Here is a 15613-nt window from a genome sequence, read left to right as displayed (position 1 = left end):
TATTATGAAACTGAAGCACATTTTAATTACCATTGGTGTTATTCTTGTTGTTCTTATCGGATTAAAGCTAGCCGGTGTAATAGGTGGCAGCAAAACCGAAAAAATAACTACCGAGAAAGCATCGGACAGAACTGTTGTTGAAACAGTTACGGCCAGTGGTAAGATACAGCCTGAAACGGAAGTGAAGTTAAGCTCTGAAGTATCGGGTGAAGTGGTTGAACTTAAAGTTAAAGAAGGCGATATAGTAAAGGCCGGACAATTACTTTGTAAAGTTAGGCCTGATGTTCTGCAATCGGGTTACGAAAGAACCGTTGCAACATTTAACGCCCAAAAAGCCAGTGTTGCTGCAGCTCAACAACAGTTAATCCAGAATCAGGCAAATTTTGTTAATGCCGATGCAACTTACAAACGTAATGTTGAATTATTTAACAAAAAAGTGATTTCAGCTTCGGAATTTGATGCTGCCAAAGCCGCTTATTTAACCGCCAAAGCAAACCTTGCGAGTGCTAAAGAAAACGTTACAGGTGCTAAGTTTACCTTAGAGCAAACAGGTGCAAACGTAAAAGAAGCTGGTGCAAACCTGGCAAAAACAACTATTTACGCACCGGTTGATGGTGTTGTTTCGAAATTATCAATTGAATTGGGCGACCGTATTTTAGGTACTTCTCAAATGGCTGGTACCGAGATCATGCGTATTTCGAACTTATCATCAATGGAAGTTAACGTTGATGTAAACGAAAATGACATCACCCGTGTTAAAGTTGGAGATAAAGCTTCGATTGAGGTTGACGCTTTTTCTGACAGAAAATTCAGGGGAGAGGTTACCGAAATCGCAAGTTCATCAACAGCGGTTGGAACAACGACTTCTACTTCTGTAGATCAGGTTACCAACTTCTCGGTAAAAATCAGGATTACCGAAGAGCTTGCCGGTAAACAGCAATCTATTTTCCGTCCGGGCATGTCGGCAACGGTTGATATTGAAAGTGAATCATTAAAAGGTTTATCAGTACCAATTCAAGCTGTATTTACCGATAATAAAAATAAATCAGCTGATGCTGCCGCAACAGCAAATAACCAGGAAAACAGCGATAAGCAAAAGTCTAAACTTGCTGATAAAAAAGTAAAACAGTTCGTGTATGTTTACGATGCAACAAGCAAAAAAGTTAAACAAACTGAAGTGACAACGGGCATTCAGAATGACCAGTTTATTATTGTAAAAACAGGTGTTAAAGCCGGACAAGAAGTTGTTACTGGTCCGTATTCTGCTATTCAAAATAAGTTAAAAGATGGAATGGTGGTAGAAAAAACCTCTAAAGACCAGCTATTTAGCAAAGACGGTAAAAAGTAGTATATATTTAATTGCAAGAAATAGTAACTTGCAAAGGTTAAGGTGTAAGGTTTAGGGTTTCTGGCGATAGCTGCGAGCCTTGTACCTTACACCTTTTACCTTAAATCCATTTTTTATATTACCATGGTACCTAAAATAGCGATGATTGGGGGCGGAAGCTGGGCTACTGCCATAGTAAAAATGCTATCAGATAATCTGACTGAAAAGGAGATATACTGGTGGATGCGCAATACTGAAGCGATTGAGCACATCAAAAAATTTAAGCACAATCCGCATTACATCAGTTCTGTCGAAATTAAGCTATCTCCCGATAATATTTCGAATGATATAAGTGCAATTATTAAGGCAGCCGATTACATTGTTTTAAACGTTCCTGCTGCCTTTTTAAAGGATAGTCTTGCTGGTATTACTTCAGCAGATTTAAAAGGAAAGAAAATCGTTTCTGCCATTAAGGGTATCGTACCCGATGATAACCTGATTATAGGAGAGTTTCTCCACGAAGTTTACGAAATTCCATACCATGATATTCTTGTGGTTAGCGGCCCATGTCATGCTGAAGAAGTTGCATTCGAAAAACTATCATATTTAACCATTGCCTGTACTGATCTGACCAAAGCAACGGCATTTGCGTCTTACTTAAACACCCGCTATATCAAAACCAATGTATCTGATGATATCTACGGCACGGAATACGCTGCGGTATTAAAAAACATTTACGCAGTGGCGAGTGGTATCTGTCATGGAATAGGATATGGCGATAATTTTCAGGCAGTTCTAATCAGTAATGCCATTCGCGAGATAAAACGCTTTGTAGATGCTGTACATCCAATAAACCGTGATATTATGGAATCTGCCTACCTTGGCGATTTATTAGTTACTGCATACTCACAATTCAGCAGAAACAGAACTTTTGGTAACATGGTTGGCAAAGGTTACACAGTTAAATCGGCACAACTGGAAATGAATATGATTGCTGAGGGCTATTACGCCGCAAAGTGCATGCACATAAAAAATAAAGACTATAATGTAGATCTGCCAATCTGCAAGGCGGTACACAATATTTTATACGAGAATCGTTCGCCTTTGATCGAAATGAAACTTCTGGCAGAAAAGCTGAATTAATGCTTTTGCCTTTATTAGCAGTAGTTTTATTTTTAGCCCCGGGCAAAGCGGCATCCCTGTAGCGAAGCGAAAGGATAAAGCGGAGCACGGGTAGATCCTTTAAAAGGATTACAGGTTTTGCGCTTCAAAAATTTTGTAAAGCAATTTCATCGCATTTTGGTTTCAGCAGCCCTACTTTTCGCTAAATCTATTTTGCCAAAATTAACCTGTAAAATGAATGTTTATGCTTCAAAATAGGATAACGCTTCAATTAGGTTTATTTAACATCTGGCTTGCTGCTATTATAAAACAAAAGCTCCAGGCAAAGTGTTATTTGTGGAAATAAAATCAATAGCCATGAAAAAGAAATTTGCAATAGGATTATTAACGCTTGCACTATTTGGAGGTTTATCACTTAGCTCGCAAGCACAGGAAAAGAAAACAGATGTTGGTAAAGCTTTAGATAAAACAGGTAAAGCAATAGGGAAGGGCGCAAAATCAGTAGGTAATAAAACTGCAGAGGTTGCAGTAAAAGGAGAAGCTAAAGTAGCTGATAAAACCTGGAAAGGTAAAATGGCACCAGATGGCTCAAATGTTTACATTAATGCGAAAAACGAAAAATATTATGTGAACGCAAAAGGTGCTAAAATATGGCTAAAACCGAGCCAGATAAAAGACAGGCCTGCACCAAAAAACTAATTTGCATAAAAAAACCGATATGGAAGTATCGGTTTTTTTATGCACTAACTTTAGTAACTGATTAAAGTTGTAAAGTGTAAATATTGTTTAAGGGTTGGCTTGCTGCATTTGGAAATTCTTTTGGTGCATCTTTTTTATCTATCAGCAATTTGTCGATTGAATTTGAATTTACTTTCAGGTTTAATTCATACAATTTATCATCACCCAGTTTCAAATAAAAGGTATTATCTAAACTTTTCGCAAGTCGTGGTAATTCATATGATATCAATTGATAATAAGTAACCTTACTGTCTGCGGTTATGGTGAAAGGCTTATTGATATTAAAGCTGATTTGTTTAACGGTGTTATTTTCTTTTAAATAAATCTGCACTTTGTTAATGTCAAAGTATCCGGTTGTTTCAGGGTTTAGTAAATCAACCCCGGAGGCGCCTTTTATTGTTAAAGCAAATGTGGCTTCGGAAACAGGAGAGCATGCACAAAGTCCACCGCCACCAATTTTCTTGCAGCTTAAAGTTACGGTAAATAAGGTTAAGAGGATTAGTAAAAACTTTTTCATATGCGGGTGTTTTTGTTTTGTTAAACGTATTGTATGTTCTAAATGCTACAAGTAATATAATTTTAGCGCATAAAAAAAACGGGAGTATAGCTCCCGTTTTTTGATTAGTTGATATAATGTTAAAGGATCTTTCCGTATAGATCGAAATCTTCAGCCCTGTCTATTTTCACGTTAACGAAACTTCCATTTGCTGCATAACCTGTTGCAGCATCGATTAGCACTTCGTTATCAACCTCTGGTGAATCGAATTCTGTTCGGCCAACAAAGAAATCTCCTTCTTTTTTATCTACCAGTACTTTAAATGTTTTGCCAACTTTTTCCTGATTAATATCAAAAGAAATACCTTGTTGAATTTCCATAATGTCATCAACGCGTTGTTGTTTTATTTCTTCCGGAACATCGTCTACTAAAGTATGAGCATGCGTTTTTTCTTCGTGCGAATAAGTAAAGCAACCCAAGCGGTCAAATTTTGTATCAGCAACCCAGGCGGCCATTTCTTCGAAATCGCGTTGAGTTTCACCAGGATAACCGCAAATTAGTGTTGTACGCATGGCAATGTTTGGTACTTTATCTCTAATCTGGTTAACCAGGTCGATCGTTTTTTGCTTTGTAGTTCCGCGGCGCATGGATTTAAGCATGTTGTCTGTGATATGCTGTAAAGGCATGTCAAGGTATTTGCAAATATTATCACGCTCGTTCATGGCATCAAGAATTTCCATCGGGAAACCTGATGGATATGCATACTGTAAACGAATCCACTCAATGCCCGGAACATCAGAAAGGCGACGCATCAGTTCATCAAGCTTACGTACACCGTATAAATCCAGTCCGTAGTAAGTTAAATCCTGTGCAATAAGAATAAGCTCTTTAGTGCCATTCTTAGCTAAAATCTTCGCTTCGTTTACCAGTTCTTCCATGGGCTTGCTCAGGTGCTTGCCACGCATAAGCGGAATTGCGCAAAAAGAACATGGACGGTTACAACCTTCGGCAATTTTAAAATAAGCAAAATGAGAAGGAGTGGTTAACAATCGCTCGCCAATAAGCTCATGCTTGTAGTTTGCACCTAGCTCATGCAATATATTTTGTAAATCGTTGGTGCCAAAAAATGCATCGACGTTCGTAATTTCTGATTCTAATTCAGGTTTATAGCGTTCAGATAAGCAGCCGGTTACGACCACTTTGCCGATTTTCCCTGCTTCTTTTAGTTCGCTAAATTGTAAAATCGTATCAATGGATTCCTGCTTAGCATTATCAATAAAGCCGCAGGTATTAATAACTACGATATCGTCTTTGCTCATTTTGTCGGCTTCGTGAACAACGTTTAAATTGTTGCCGCGAAGTTGTCCCATTAAAACTTCCGAGTCGTAGATGTTTTTTGAGCAGCCTAAAGTTATTACGTTGATTTTAGGCTGCTTAATTGTAGCTTTTTTTATTGTTTTGGTATTCATGTTATGTGTGATAGCACCGATATAAAATAATTACACCGATTTAGGTGAGTACCGATGATATATTTAAACGGACAGTCGTTTTACTTCGCAGCTTGAGTTGCCAAAGTTAATCAATAATCCTGTTTTAATTTTACTGGCTTTTAAGTATGATATAAGTTGACTTTGAAATAACTTAGGTTGATACCCCGTAACGGATTTTAATTCTACAATTACCTTATCTTCAACGAAAAGATCGCATCTGAACTTCCCAATTATAATATTTTCAAATATTACATTAAATTCCTTTTCTGCAATGTAGTTTAAGCCTGCTTGCTGGAGTTTAATTTTTAGTGCGTTTACGTAGATTTTCTCTAAAAAGCCTGGGCCTAACTGGTTGTGAACTTCATAGCAACAGCCTATAATCTTTTGTGTTAGCGTATCTTTTTCATATTCGATCATATTTAAATCTATATAAAATCTGAGAAATCACATAAATCTGTGAAATCATACGCTTGCGCTTACTTAAACAAACTATTCACAAACTCTTTCTTATCAAAAAGCTGTAAATCGCCTATTTTTTCACCTACACCTATATACTTTACAGGAATTTTAAACTGATCTGAGATTCCGATAACCACACCGCCTTTTGCCGTTCCATCGAGCTTTGTTATGGCAAGAGCGTTTACATCGGTAGCTTCGGTAAATTGCTTACATTGCTCGAAAGCATTTTGTCCTGTCGATGCATCGAGAACAAGTAAAATTTCATGCGGTGCATTTGGAACAACCTTTTGCATAACTTGTTTAATTTTACCCAGCTCGTTCATTAAGCCGATTTTATTATGTAAACGGCCTGCAGTATCGATTATAACAACATCTTCGCCATTGGCAACGGCCGATTGTAAAGTATCAAAAGCTACAGAAGCCGGATCGGAGCCCATTGCCTGTGCTACAACCCTAACGCCTACACGTTCGCCCCAAAGTTTAATCTGGTCTACTGCAGCAGCCCTGAATGTATCGGCAGCACCTAATACAACCTTTAAGTTAGCTTCTTTAAGTTTGTGTGCCAGTTTACCGATTGTTGTTGTTTTACCAACACCATTTACACCAACCACCATAATAACGTAAGGCTTATGGTCGCCGTATTCAAATTGCCGGAAATCGTTGCTGTTGTTTTCGGATAGGAGTAGCTGAATTTCATCACGCAGGAGAAAATTTAACTCCGATGTATTCAGGTATTTATCTTTGGCAACACGTTCTTCAATACGTTTGATGATTTTTAAGGTTGTACTTACACCTACATCAGAAGTTACCAGAACCTCTTCCAGGTTATCGAGCACTTCATCATCTACTGAAGATTTTCCTGCTACTGCTTTGGTAATTTTATTAAAGAAACCATCTTTAGTTTTCTCTAAACCTTTATCCAGTGCTTCCTGGGCTTCAGGAGCAGTTTCTTTCTTCTTGAAAAAATCGAATAAACCCATATCTAAATTTTGATATAACAAAAAAAGCCCTTCCGGTTTAAACGGAACGGCCTTTAATATTTTTAATATTAAAAAATATTAACCTTATTATTTAGATGCGATAGCATCTTTTACGTGGTCGTTATGAACGATAAGTTCTTTGAATGAATAAGCACCAGTTTTAGGTGATTTTACCATTGTAATTACTTTCGAATATTCTTTACCTGTACCTGTTTTAAGGGTTGCAACTACTTTCTTTGCCATGTTTTCTAAAAATTTTAATGATTGAATTAGTGGATGTTAGAATGAGAGAATGTAAAATTCAAACCTTCAGTCAATCTATCATTCAATTATTTTATCTCTTTGTGAACGGTTACTTTTCTCAATACCGGGTTAAATTTTTTCAATTCTAAACGCTCAGTAGTGTTTTTACGGTTTTTGGTAGAAATATATCTAGACATACCTGGCATGCCACTTTCTTTATGTTCAGTACATTCTAAAATAACCTGAACTCTGTTACCTTTTTTTGCCATTTTATTATAAATTATAAACTGTTAATCTCAACAGTTAATGTTTTTTACAAAAATCCTTTTTTTACGAAACGGTTAATTGCTTCGCTAATACCCACTTTATTAATGGTTTTAATTGCTGAAGTAGAAACTTTCAACGTAATCCAACGATTTTCTTCAGGGATATAAAATTTCTGAAGTTGAAGGTTTGGGTTAAATTTGCGTTTGGTTTTAACGTTTGAGTGAGAAACGTTGTTACCTATCATTGCTTTTTTTCCTGTTAAATCACAAACTCTTGACATGACTTGTAAATATAGTTGTTAATATCGTCCGCTTAATTTTTTTAAGAGTGTGCAAATATCTGAATAATAATTGTAAACGGCAAGAGCACAGCTAAATATTTTAATATATTTTTAAAATTGGCTTAGCCGATTCATTTTGATACAATTTCACCATTTCAGGTTATCATTATTTATTTAAATTAGCCGATACTAACAAAATATATAAACGAGCGATGCAAATTACATCTTTTGAGCAATACGAAGAAGACTATAAAAAAAGTGTAGAAAACCCGGAGCAATTCTGGGGCGAGGTTGCACAAAACTTTCAATGGCGTAAACCCTGGTTTAAGGTGTTATCATGGAACTTTAAAGACCCGGAGATTAAATGGTTTGAGGGGGCTAAACTGAATATTACTGAAAATTGTTTAGACCGGCATTTGGCAACAAATGGTGATAAACCGGCGATTATCTGGGAGCCAAACAACCCTGAAGAAGAAAGCGTTACGCTAACTTATAAAATGCTGCACGAACGTGTTTGCCGCTTTGCAAATGTTTTGAAAAGAAACGGCGCAAAGAAAGGCGACCGGATTTGTATTTATATGCCGATGGTTCCGGAACTGGCCATTGCAGTTTTAGCTTGTGCCCGCATCGGTGCTGTACACTCTGTAATTTTTGGCGGTTTCTCTGCTAAATCTATCGCCGACAGGATAAATGATTCTCAGTGCAAACTGGTAATTACTGCTGATGGAGCTTATCGCGGTAATAAACAAATTCCGTTAAAAGATGTAATTGATGATGCTTTAATTGGCTGTCCGACCGTAGAAAAATGTATCGTTTTAACACATGTGCGTACGCCTGTTTCTATGCTTAAAGGAAGAGATGTATGGTGGGAAGATGAAGTAAAACATGTGAATGACAGCTGCGATGCAGAGGAAATGGATGCTGAAGACCTCTTGTTTATTCTTTACACTTCAGGCTCAACGGGAAAACCAAAAGGAGTAGTGCATACCTGCGGGGGATATATGGTTTATGCGGGCTATACTTTTTCAAATGTTTTTAATTATCAGCCGGGCGAAGTTTATTTCTGTACCGCCGATATCGGCTGGATTACAGGTCACTCGTATATCGTTTACGGTCCACTTTCGCAAGGGGCAACTTCGGTTTTATTTGAAGGAATTCCTACTTATCCAAATCCTTCACGGTTTTGGGATATAGTAGAAAAACATAAAGTAAATACGTTGTATACAGCGCCAACGGCTATCCGGTCATTAATGAGTTTTGGCGATGAGCCGTTGAACGGTAAGGATTTAAGTACTATCCGTGTTTTAGGCTCGGTAGGAGAGCCAATTAATGAAGAAGCCTGGCATTGGTTCGATGAAAAAATAGGACACGGTAAAGCGCCTATTGTGGATACCTGGTGGCAAACCGAAACAGGTGGGATTATGATTTCGCCAATTGCTACAGTTACCGAAACAAAACCTAGTTTCGCTACACTTCCATTGCCAGGTATTCAGCCAGTTCTGGTTGATGAAAACGGAAATGAAATTCAAGGCAATGGCGTAAGTGGTAATCTTTGCATTAAGTTTCCGTGGCCGGGTATGTTGCGTACAACTTATGGCGACCATGAACGTTGCCGACAGACCTATTTTTCGACGTACGAGAACCTTTATTTTACCGGTGATGGCTGTTTACGCGATGAGGATGGTTACTACAGAATTACGGGGCGTGTGGATGATGTTTTAAACGTTTCGGGACACCGGATTGGTACTGCCGAAGTTGAAAATGCAATTAACATGCATGCAGGCGTAGTGGAAAGTGCAGTAGTTGGTTATCCGCATGATGTTAAAGGACAGGGAATTTTTGCCTTTGTAATTTATCCGGAAATGCATGGCGAAGCAGAATTATCCAAAAAAGATATTTTGCAAACGGTAACACGGGTTATTGGTGCAATTGCTAAACCGGATAAGATTTTATTTGTTTCAGGCCTACCTAAAACTCGGTCGGGCAAAATTATGCGTCGTATTTTGCGCAAAATTGCTGAAGGAGATACTTCGAACTTAGGCGATACCTCTACCTTGTTAGATCCGGCAGTTGTGGAAGAAATTATAGCAGCATCGAAAAAGATGTAGGCCTAATAAACAGATTTAAACAAGAAATGCCCTCCATTAATGGAGGGCATTTCTTGTTTAAAGGGAAATTTGATCCTAGTAACCAGGATTTTGAACCAAATTTTTATTTGCATCCATTTCCCGTTGCGGGATTGGGAAGACTAAAGCATTTGAATTCCAGGCTAAAGAACCAATATTTGTTTGGGTTCTTTTAGCATCGTGCAAGGCGAAACCTTCAAAAGCAAGTTCTAATTTTCTTTCCGCCAAAATGTTTGCCAGTGTTGCAGTAGTGGTGGTTAGTCCGGCTCTGCTTCTCACAACGGCTAAATCCTGTAATGGTGTTCTGCCGCCAATTGGTGTTGCAGGAGCTAAACGAACATTTGCTTCAGCTCTGATTAAGTACATTTCTGCTAACCTCATTACCGAAACATTTCCGTATGGGTTTGCATATTTAGAAGTGTACATGTCTCCATCGTCATAAAAAGCGTTAATCCTGTCATCATTTGCAGCGTAGGTATTGTCAATCCAGTTCTGAGAAATAACAGCATCACCACGGCCACCGTAAGATGACGAGCCATAGAATTCGTTATAGCCATTAAAACCCGTAAGCGTGGTTACCTGTATCGAGAACACATCTTCGGTTGTATTAACACCCGGAGTAGACCCCATGGCAGGAAAGGCATTTATAAATGAAGTGGTTAACGAATAGTTTCCTGAGGCTATAACCCTGTTGGCCGCTGCCGCTGCTGCTGCATAATTTCCCATTTGCAAGTATATCCTGGCCAGCATTCCTGCAGCTGAAAACTTTGTAACAAAGAAGCCATTTGTGGCTGGTAATTTTGCTTCAGCATCTGTTAAGTCGGCAATTGCCTGTGTGTAAACTGCTGCAACAGTAGCCCTGCTCACATAACTGGCTTCGGTTACCGATGTAGTTGGCGTTAGCACAATTGGAACACCAGGGTTTGTTGTTGGGCTTCCATCATTGTATGCCTTTCCGAATAACCTAACCAAATCGAAATAAGCGGCACCACGTATAAATTTTGCTTCGCCTTCTACTTTATTCTTTTTTGCTGCATCTACCTTATCAACGGCTGCAATTACGTTATTCGCATCATTTATAGCTGTATAACCTGCCGCCCAAACATTGTCTACAAAGACGTTGGTTTTCAGCAGCGATTTATTAATCGTCTGCGTAAGCTCCTCATAAGTTCCATACCATTCAATGGCATCAGTATTGGCTAAAAAATCAGCCATTAAGAACGGCCGGCCACCATAAAAATTACGGCTTCCAAGTGCCGAATAACTTCCCACTAATGCTACTTCAACATCTTTAGAAGTTAAAAGCGCTTTACTTTGTTCTATGGTATCAACCGGATTAATTTCAAGCGCTTTTTTACATGAAGATGCTGCGGCTAAAAGCATCGATGCAAATATTAAATTGTATATATATGTCTTTTTCATAATGAATCTCTATTTAAATTATAGGCCAATGTTTATACCGAATGATATCACTCTTGGTTGAGGAGCAGAATAAAAATCTACACCTTGATTAATGTTTGTCGATTGATAATCGGCGTTAACCTCAGGGTCCCAACCTTTGTAACCTGTAATTGTTGCTAAATTCTGCGCTGTAGCATAGATTCTTAATTTACTTAATTTAAGTTTGCTCAGTACCTCTGGTGTAAATGTGTAGCCTAATGTTAAGGTTTTTAAACGAAGGTATTTACCATCTGATAAATATCTCGTTGAATTTCCAGTACCATTGGCATAGAATAAACGTGGTTCAGGTACCTGCGTAATGTCACCGGGTGCATTCCAATAGCTCATTTGGTCTGCAGTTTGGTTGTCGTATCCGTTAGATGCATTGGCGCTCATGTACTGTCCACCGGCATTAAAGATTTTATTACCACTTACACCCTGAAAAAATACACCTAAGTCGAAATTCTTGTAAGAAAATGTATTGTTAATCCCGAAGATATATTTAGGATTAGGATTTCCTGCGAAAATCCGCTGCGCCTGATTGATATCATTTGTGGTGCCTCTGTTTACGTTGCCGTTTGCATCTGTCGTATTTAAATAATAAATCGCGTCGCCATTGGCAGGGTTTACACCTGCGTATTCAGGTAAATAGAATACACCAATTGGCTGGCCTGCAATTGCAGCATTAATTTCGTTACTGTTCAAAATCTGCCCGCCTAAATCGGTAATTTTGTTATTATTTATTGCCGCTGTTAAAGCAGTTGACCATTTAAATTCCCCGACAAGATTTTCGGTATTAATGCCCAACTCATAACCGGTGTTTTTCAATTTTCCAAGATTCTGTGTCTTTGTAGAGAAACCGGTTGTTTGCGGAACAGGTACATCCAGCAATAAATCGGAAGTATTTTTCTGATAGAAATCAAAAACACCTGTAATTCTGTTCTTAAGGATACCAAAATCCAATCCTAAGTCTAGCTGTTTGGTTTTTTCCCAGGTTAAATCAGGGTTTGCAATTCTGGTAGGGATTTGACCGGCGCTGCCACCGTAAGCACCTGTACCGCTGAATAAACCCCGTGCAGAGTAGTTGCCGATTTCGGCATTTCCTGTTAAACCATAACTAGCCCTGAATTTTAACAGGCTGATAGTGGTGCTGCTTTTTAAGAAATCCTCCTCAGATGCAATCCATGCCAATGAACCGGCCGGGAAATAACCATACCGGTGATTCGCTCCGAAACGTGATGAGCCATCAGCCCTTACACTAAAACCAACTAAATAACGGTCGTTGTATTTATAATTTGCCCTGAAGAAGTACGATAAAAAGCTGAAAGCACTTTCATTCGAGGTAGCCGTAACTTTAGTTGCAGCACTTCCCAACTTGATGTAAGAATCACTAGGGAAATCCTGACCTTCGAGGGTACTATATTTTGCTGTGGATTTTTGATAACTTGTTCCTAAAACAGCATCGAATTTGCTCTTTTCACCAAAGTTTGCATTGTAGGTAAAATAGTTATTGGTGTTAGCATTAATTACGAAAGTAGAAATGTTCTGTCCATCGCCATTAGCTGTACCTGTGTTTCTAAAGGTTAATGAACCATAGTAACTTTCTTCATTCTGGTTTAAGTTATCAATTGAAAACTCAGTGCTGAATTTCAGGCCTTTCACAATGTTAACATTGGCAAAGGCTTTACCGATTGTACGGTACACGGTAGCTTTGTAAAATGCATTGTCAATACCAATAAACGGGTTGTAATATACCGGGTAATTTGATGCTGCACCGGGTAAAGTACCACTTATCAAACCTGAACGCGGATCAATAAATGGCGTAATCGGTGATAAAGCAACTGATTGTAGCGGGCTAGAGAATGCGTTATCATTTGATAGCCTGTTGTTGATGCTGTTTGAGAAGTTTAAATTTACCCCAACCTCAAGAAAATCAGTAACCTTATTGGTTAAATTTAACCGGCCACTGTAACGTTTGTAGCTGTTACCAACAACGATTCCATCCTGATCTAAGGCCTGACCGCCAATGTAGAATTTAGTTTTTTCATTACCACCAGTAAGGTTTAAGTCGTATTGTTGTGTTAAAGGGTTATTTTGAAAAGCCTCTGCTTCCCAGTTTGTGTTAACTTTATAAGTCTGGTAATCGGTGTTTCCTGCCGAATATCTCGTTAATCGACTTTCAATACTTGCTGAATAGTCGACCTTGGCAGCGGCAAGTGTCGAATAATCTCCATTTAAGAAATCCTGATTGGCAGCACCATCTCCTGCACGACGTAGAATTTGTACGTATTGCTGTGCATTCATAAACTCTCTGTGGTTTGAAGGCGAACTTATACCACCTAAGGCACTGAAGTTTATTGTAGTTTTTCCGGCTTTACCTTGTTTGGTCGTGATTAAAACAACCCCATTCGATGCCCTTGCTCCATAAATTGCCGAAGCCGAGGCGTCTTTTAGCACTTCTATGGATTCGATGTCATTCGTATTGATATCAGCCAAAGCACTCGTTGGTGCTGAGGTACTTGAAAAATCTCCGGTAGTAATCGGAATTCCATCTACTACATACAATGGTTCGCTACCCGCTGTAACCGATGCGGCACCCCTTACCCGAACCGTTATACCCTGCCCTAGCTTACCATTTTGTGCTGAAATACTAACCCCGGCAGCTTTACCTTGCAAAGCTTGTTCGAATGATGTTACTGGCAGGTTTTCTAAGTCTTTTGAGCTAACAGATGATTGAGAGCCTTTTAAATCTCTTTTTGATTGCGTACCGTAACCAACAACCACAACATCTGTTAAAGTGGTATTTTCTTCTTCGAGGTTAACATTAATTGTAGCGCCGCTTATAGCAACTTCTTTACTTTTATAACCGATGAAGCTAAAAACCAAGGTTTTCGCATTAGCTGGAACAGCTAATTTATAGGCTCCTGAAGGATCAGTCTGAGTGCCCGAAGCCGGTGAACCCTTAATAGTAATGCTGACACCTGGAATAGGTTCTGCATTTTGGGTCGTTACCTTTCCGCTAATTACTTTGTCCTGTGCGGAGACAAAAGCAATTGTACAAAAAGATAAAAGTAAACATAGGAGTAGTTTTTTCATCAAATTTTCAATTTAGTTAAAGAAATGTTAGTTGATTGGCAATTATATGTACCTAAATGTAACAAAATCAATAGATATAATTATGAAGAAAGCCAGTGTTTTTCTAAAAATCGGTTGATTTTATTTTGCGTGAAACAATGTGTAAGTCTTTGATGTTGTTAAGAAACAAAAACAAATCATAAAAAATATAAAACGATTATTAGTATGGATAAGTTAGAATTAAAAGGGAAATGGAACGAGTTAAAAGGTAAAGTAAAACAGGCATACGCAGATTTAACTGACGATGATTTGAAACATGAAGAGGGACAAGATGAAGAACTGTTAGGAAAATTACAGCAAAAAACAGGAAAGGGGAGAGAAGAGTTGGTGAAGTGGATTAATTCCCTTTAATCTGAATTATCTTAAATTATAAATGGGCAACTCAATGGGTTGCCTGTTTTGTTAACGGAAAAATATGGCAGATATCGCAAAACGTTTCCATCAAAATCCAATTTTATCGCCAAAGGATTTATCACCAGGTACGGCAGGCCTTGAGATTGCCTGCTTACTTAATCCCGGTGTTTTCACTTTTAAAGGGAAGATTTGGTTATTAATCCGCGTGGCAGAAAGGCCCGAACAGAAAGTGGGAATGATATCTTTTCCTGTATTGAAAGACGATGGTATCGAAATTTTGGAGATAAATGCGAACGATTCTGAATTAATTGCTGAAGATCCAAGGGTGATTAATTACAAGGGGACTGATTATTTAACAACCCTATCTCATTTAAGATTGGTTTGCAGTGATGATGGTGTTAATTTTTACCAGGCCGAGGGCTATCCTTTATTGTATGGTGAAGGACAAAATGAAGCTTTTGGGATTGAAGATTGTCGAGTAACTTTAATTGATGGAACATATTACCTTACCTATACAGCAGTTTCAGCCCATGGGGTTTGCGTTGGACTTAGAACAACTACTGATTGGAAAACTTTTAAAAAACATGGCATAATTATTCCCCCACACAATAAGGATTGTGCGATTTTCGAGGAAAAAATTAATGGTAAATTTTATGCCTTACATCGGCCAAGCAGTGTAGATTTAGGTGGTAATTATATCTGGCTTGCGGAGTCTCCTAATGCCCTCCATTGGGGAAACCATCAATGCATCATAAAAACCAGAAAAAATAACTGGGATAGTAAGCGTGTTGGTGCGGGAGCTGCACCGATTAAAACAGAAATAGGCTGGCTTGAAATTTACCATGGCGCCAATGCCGAAAATCAATATGGTTTAGGCGCTTTTTTTAATGGATTTAAATAATCCTTCTAAAGTTCTGGCCCAGACTGATGGATCTATTATGAAACCAACCGCTGATTACGAATTGAATGGCTTTTTCGGAGAGGTAGTTTTTACCAATGGTCATCTGGTTAATGGCGATGAACTTACGATTTATTATGGTGCAGCTGATGAATTTGTTTGTGCAGCAAAATTCTCAATAAGTGAAATATTATCGAAGTTAATTTTTAACTAAAAAAGCGGCTTCCGTTTCCGAAAACCGCTTTTAAATAAGATGTT

General features: G+C 38.4%; 16 protein-coding genes. 7 read left to right on the top strand and 9 right to left on the bottom strand.

The window, feature by feature from the left end; genetic code table 11:
- Positions 1–4: 4 nt before the first annotated feature.
- From R2R71_RS10520 to R2R71_RS10510, 3 genes are all read left to right on the top strand, one after another.
- Positions 5–1348, top strand: coding sequence for an efflux RND transporter periplasmic adaptor subunit (locus R2R71_RS10520; RefSeq protein ID WP_316831237.1), 1344 nt, complete (start codon positions 5–7; stop codon positions 1346–1348).
- Between the two features lie 123 nt (positions 1349–1471).
- The gene (locus tag R2R71_RS10515) at positions 1472–2470 is read left to right on the top strand and encodes an NAD(P)H-dependent glycerol-3-phosphate dehydrogenase (RefSeq protein ID WP_316831236.1); all 999 of its coding nucleotides are present in this window, start codon (positions 1472–1474) and stop codon (positions 2468–2470) included.
- 336 nt (positions 2471–2806) lie between these two features.
- Positions 2807–3148, top strand: a complete 342-nt coding sequence (locus tag R2R71_RS10510) for a hypothetical protein (protein ID WP_316831235.1) — start codon at positions 2807–2809, stop codon at positions 3146–3148.
- Positions 3149–3209: 61 nt separating this feature from the next.
- On the opposite strand, the gene R2R71_RS10505 is transcribed toward R2R71_RS10510, so the two are convergent.
- From R2R71_RS10505 to rpmB, 7 genes are all read right to left on the bottom strand, one after another.
- Positions 3210–3704: a hypothetical protein gene (locus tag R2R71_RS10505; RefSeq protein WP_316831234.1), complete on the bottom strand. Its 495-nt coding sequence runs from the start codon at positions 3702–3704 to the stop codon at positions 3210–3212.
- Between the two features lie 119 nt (positions 3705–3823).
- Entirely contained in the window at positions 3824–5152 is a 1329-nt protein-coding gene (gene rimO, locus R2R71_RS10500; RefSeq protein ID WP_316831233.1) for a 30S ribosomal protein S12 methylthiotransferase RimO, read from the bottom strand.
- Between the two features lie 63 nt (positions 5153–5215).
- Positions 5216–5590, bottom strand: a complete 375-nt coding sequence (locus R2R71_RS10495; RefSeq protein ID WP_316831232.1) for a GxxExxY protein — start codon at positions 5588–5590, stop codon at positions 5216–5218.
- 59 nt (positions 5591–5649) lie between these two features.
- Entirely contained in the window at positions 5650–6612 is a 963-nt protein-coding gene (gene ftsY / locus R2R71_RS10490; protein ID WP_316831231.1) for a signal recognition particle-docking protein FtsY, read from the bottom strand.
- 87 nt (positions 6613–6699) lie between these two features.
- Positions 6700–6855 (bottom strand): DUF4295 domain-containing protein, encoded by a 156-nt coding sequence (locus tag R2R71_RS10485; RefSeq protein ID WP_010599808.1) that lies wholly within the window; start codon positions 6853–6855, stop codon positions 6700–6702.
- Between the two features lie 86 nt (positions 6856–6941).
- On the bottom strand, positions 6942–7124 hold the full coding sequence (gene rpmG / locus R2R71_RS10480) for a 50S ribosomal protein L33 (protein ID WP_010599807.1): 183 nt from the start codon (positions 7122–7124) through the stop codon (positions 6942–6944).
- Positions 7125–7168: 44 nt separating this feature from the next.
- A complete protein-coding gene (gene rpmB / locus R2R71_RS10475) occupies positions 7169–7402 on the bottom strand; it encodes a 50S ribosomal protein L28 (RefSeq protein WP_316831230.1) in 234 nt (77 codons plus the stop codon).
- A 212-nt stretch (positions 7403–7614) separates the two neighbouring features.
- Here rpmB and acs point away from each other — a divergent pair, with 212 nt between their 5' ends.
- Positions 7615–9510 (top strand): acetate--CoA ligase, encoded by a 1896-nt coding sequence (gene acs, locus R2R71_RS10470; RefSeq protein WP_316831229.1) that lies wholly within the window; start codon positions 7615–7617, stop codon positions 9508–9510.
- Positions 9511–9585: 75 nt separating this feature from the next.
- Here acs and R2R71_RS10465 read toward each other — a convergent pair whose 3' ends face one another.
- Complete coding sequence (locus R2R71_RS10465) at positions 9586–10950, bottom strand: RagB/SusD family nutrient uptake outer membrane protein (protein WP_316831228.1); 1365 nt, start codon at positions 10948–10950, stop codon at positions 9586–9588.
- An 18-nt stretch (positions 10951–10968) separates the two neighbouring features.
- On the bottom strand, positions 10969–14064 hold the full coding sequence (locus R2R71_RS10460; protein WP_316831227.1) for a TonB-dependent receptor: 3096 nt from the start codon (positions 14062–14064) through the stop codon (positions 10969–10971).
- A 204-nt stretch (positions 14065–14268) separates the two neighbouring features.
- On the opposite strand from R2R71_RS10460, the gene R2R71_RS10455 reads away from it, so the two are divergent.
- The 3 genes from R2R71_RS10455 (at position 14269) to R2R71_RS10445 (ending at position 15569) form a co-directional block, all read left to right on the top strand.
- Positions 14269–14454 (top strand): CsbD family protein, encoded by a 186-nt coding sequence (locus R2R71_RS10455; protein WP_316831226.1) that lies wholly within the window; start codon positions 14269–14271, stop codon positions 14452–14454.
- 64 nt (positions 14455–14518) lie between these two features.
- Positions 14519–15358 (top strand): glycosidase, encoded by an 840-nt coding sequence (locus R2R71_RS10450; protein WP_316831225.1) that lies wholly within the window; start codon positions 14519–14521, stop codon positions 15356–15358.
- Positions 15345–15569, top strand: coding sequence for a hypothetical protein (locus tag R2R71_RS10445; protein WP_316831224.1), 225 nt, complete (start codon positions 15345–15347; stop codon positions 15567–15569). Before R2R71_RS10450 ends, R2R71_RS10445 begins: the two co-directional genes overlap by 14 nt.
- The last annotated feature ends 44 nt before the right edge of the window (positions 15570–15613 follow it).

This window comes from Pedobacter aquatilis, assembly GCF_032678405.1.
GTDB lineage: Bacteria > Bacteroidota > Bacteroidia > Sphingobacteriales > Sphingobacteriaceae > Pedobacter > Pedobacter aquatilis_A.
Note: the sequence above shows the minus strand (reverse complement) of the source record. Positions and strands in the feature narration are given on the sequence as shown.

Bases quoted from the DNA above. Each gene is read 5' to 3' on its own strand.
- rpmG (WP_010599807.1), bottom strand. From the start codon at position 7,124: ATGGCAAAAAAAGGTAACAGAGTTCAGGTTATTTTAGAATGTACTGAA.
- ftsY (WP_316831231.1), bottom strand. From the start codon at position 6,612: ATGGGTTTATTCGATTTTTTCAAGAAGAAAGAAACTGCTCCTGAAGCC.
- R2R71_RS10505 (WP_316831234.1), bottom strand. From the start codon at position 3,704: ATGAAAAAGTTTTTACTAATCCTCTTAACCTTATTTACCGTAACTTTA.
- rimO (WP_316831233.1), bottom strand. From the start codon at position 5,152: ATGAATACCAAAACAATAAAAAAAGCTACAATTAAGCAGCCTAAAATC.
- acs (WP_316831229.1), top strand. From the start codon at position 7,615: ATGCAAATTACATCTTTTGAGCAATACGAAGAAGACTATAAAAAAAGT.
- R2R71_RS10465 (WP_316831228.1), bottom strand. From the start codon at position 10,950: ATGAAAAAGACATATATATACAATTTAATATTTGCATCGATGCTTTTA.
- R2R71_RS10460 (WP_316831227.1), bottom strand. From the start codon at position 14,064: ATGAAAAAACTACTCCTATGTTTACTTTTATCTTTTTGTACAATTGCT.
- R2R71_RS10455 (WP_316831226.1), top strand. From the start codon at position 14,269: ATGGATAAGTTAGAATTAAAAGGGAAATGGAACGAGTTAAAAGGTAAA.
- rpmB (WP_316831230.1), bottom strand. From the start codon at position 7,402: ATGTCAAGAGTTTGTGATTTAACAGGAAAAAAAGCAATGATAGGTAAC.
- R2R71_RS10495 (WP_316831232.1), bottom strand. From the start codon at position 5,590: ATGATCGAATATGAAAAAGATACGCTAACACAAAAGATTATAGGCTGT.
- R2R71_RS10485 (WP_010599808.1), bottom strand. From the start codon at position 6,855: ATGGCAAAGAAAGTAGTTGCAACCCTTAAAACAGGTACAGGTAAAGAA.
- R2R71_RS10515 (WP_316831236.1), top strand. From the start codon at position 1,472: ATGGTACCTAAAATAGCGATGATTGGGGGCGGAAGCTGGGCTACTGCC.
- R2R71_RS10445 (WP_316831224.1), top strand. From the start codon at position 15,345: ATGGATTTAAATAATCCTTCTAAAGTTCTGGCCCAGACTGATGGATCT.
- R2R71_RS10510 (WP_316831235.1), top strand. From the start codon at position 2,807: ATGAAAAAGAAATTTGCAATAGGATTATTAACGCTTGCACTATTTGGA.
- R2R71_RS10450 (WP_316831225.1), top strand. From the start codon at position 14,519: ATGGCAGATATCGCAAAACGTTTCCATCAAAATCCAATTTTATCGCCA.
- R2R71_RS10520 (WP_316831237.1), top strand. From the start codon at position 5: ATGAAACTGAAGCACATTTTAATTACCATTGGTGTTATTCTTGTTGTT.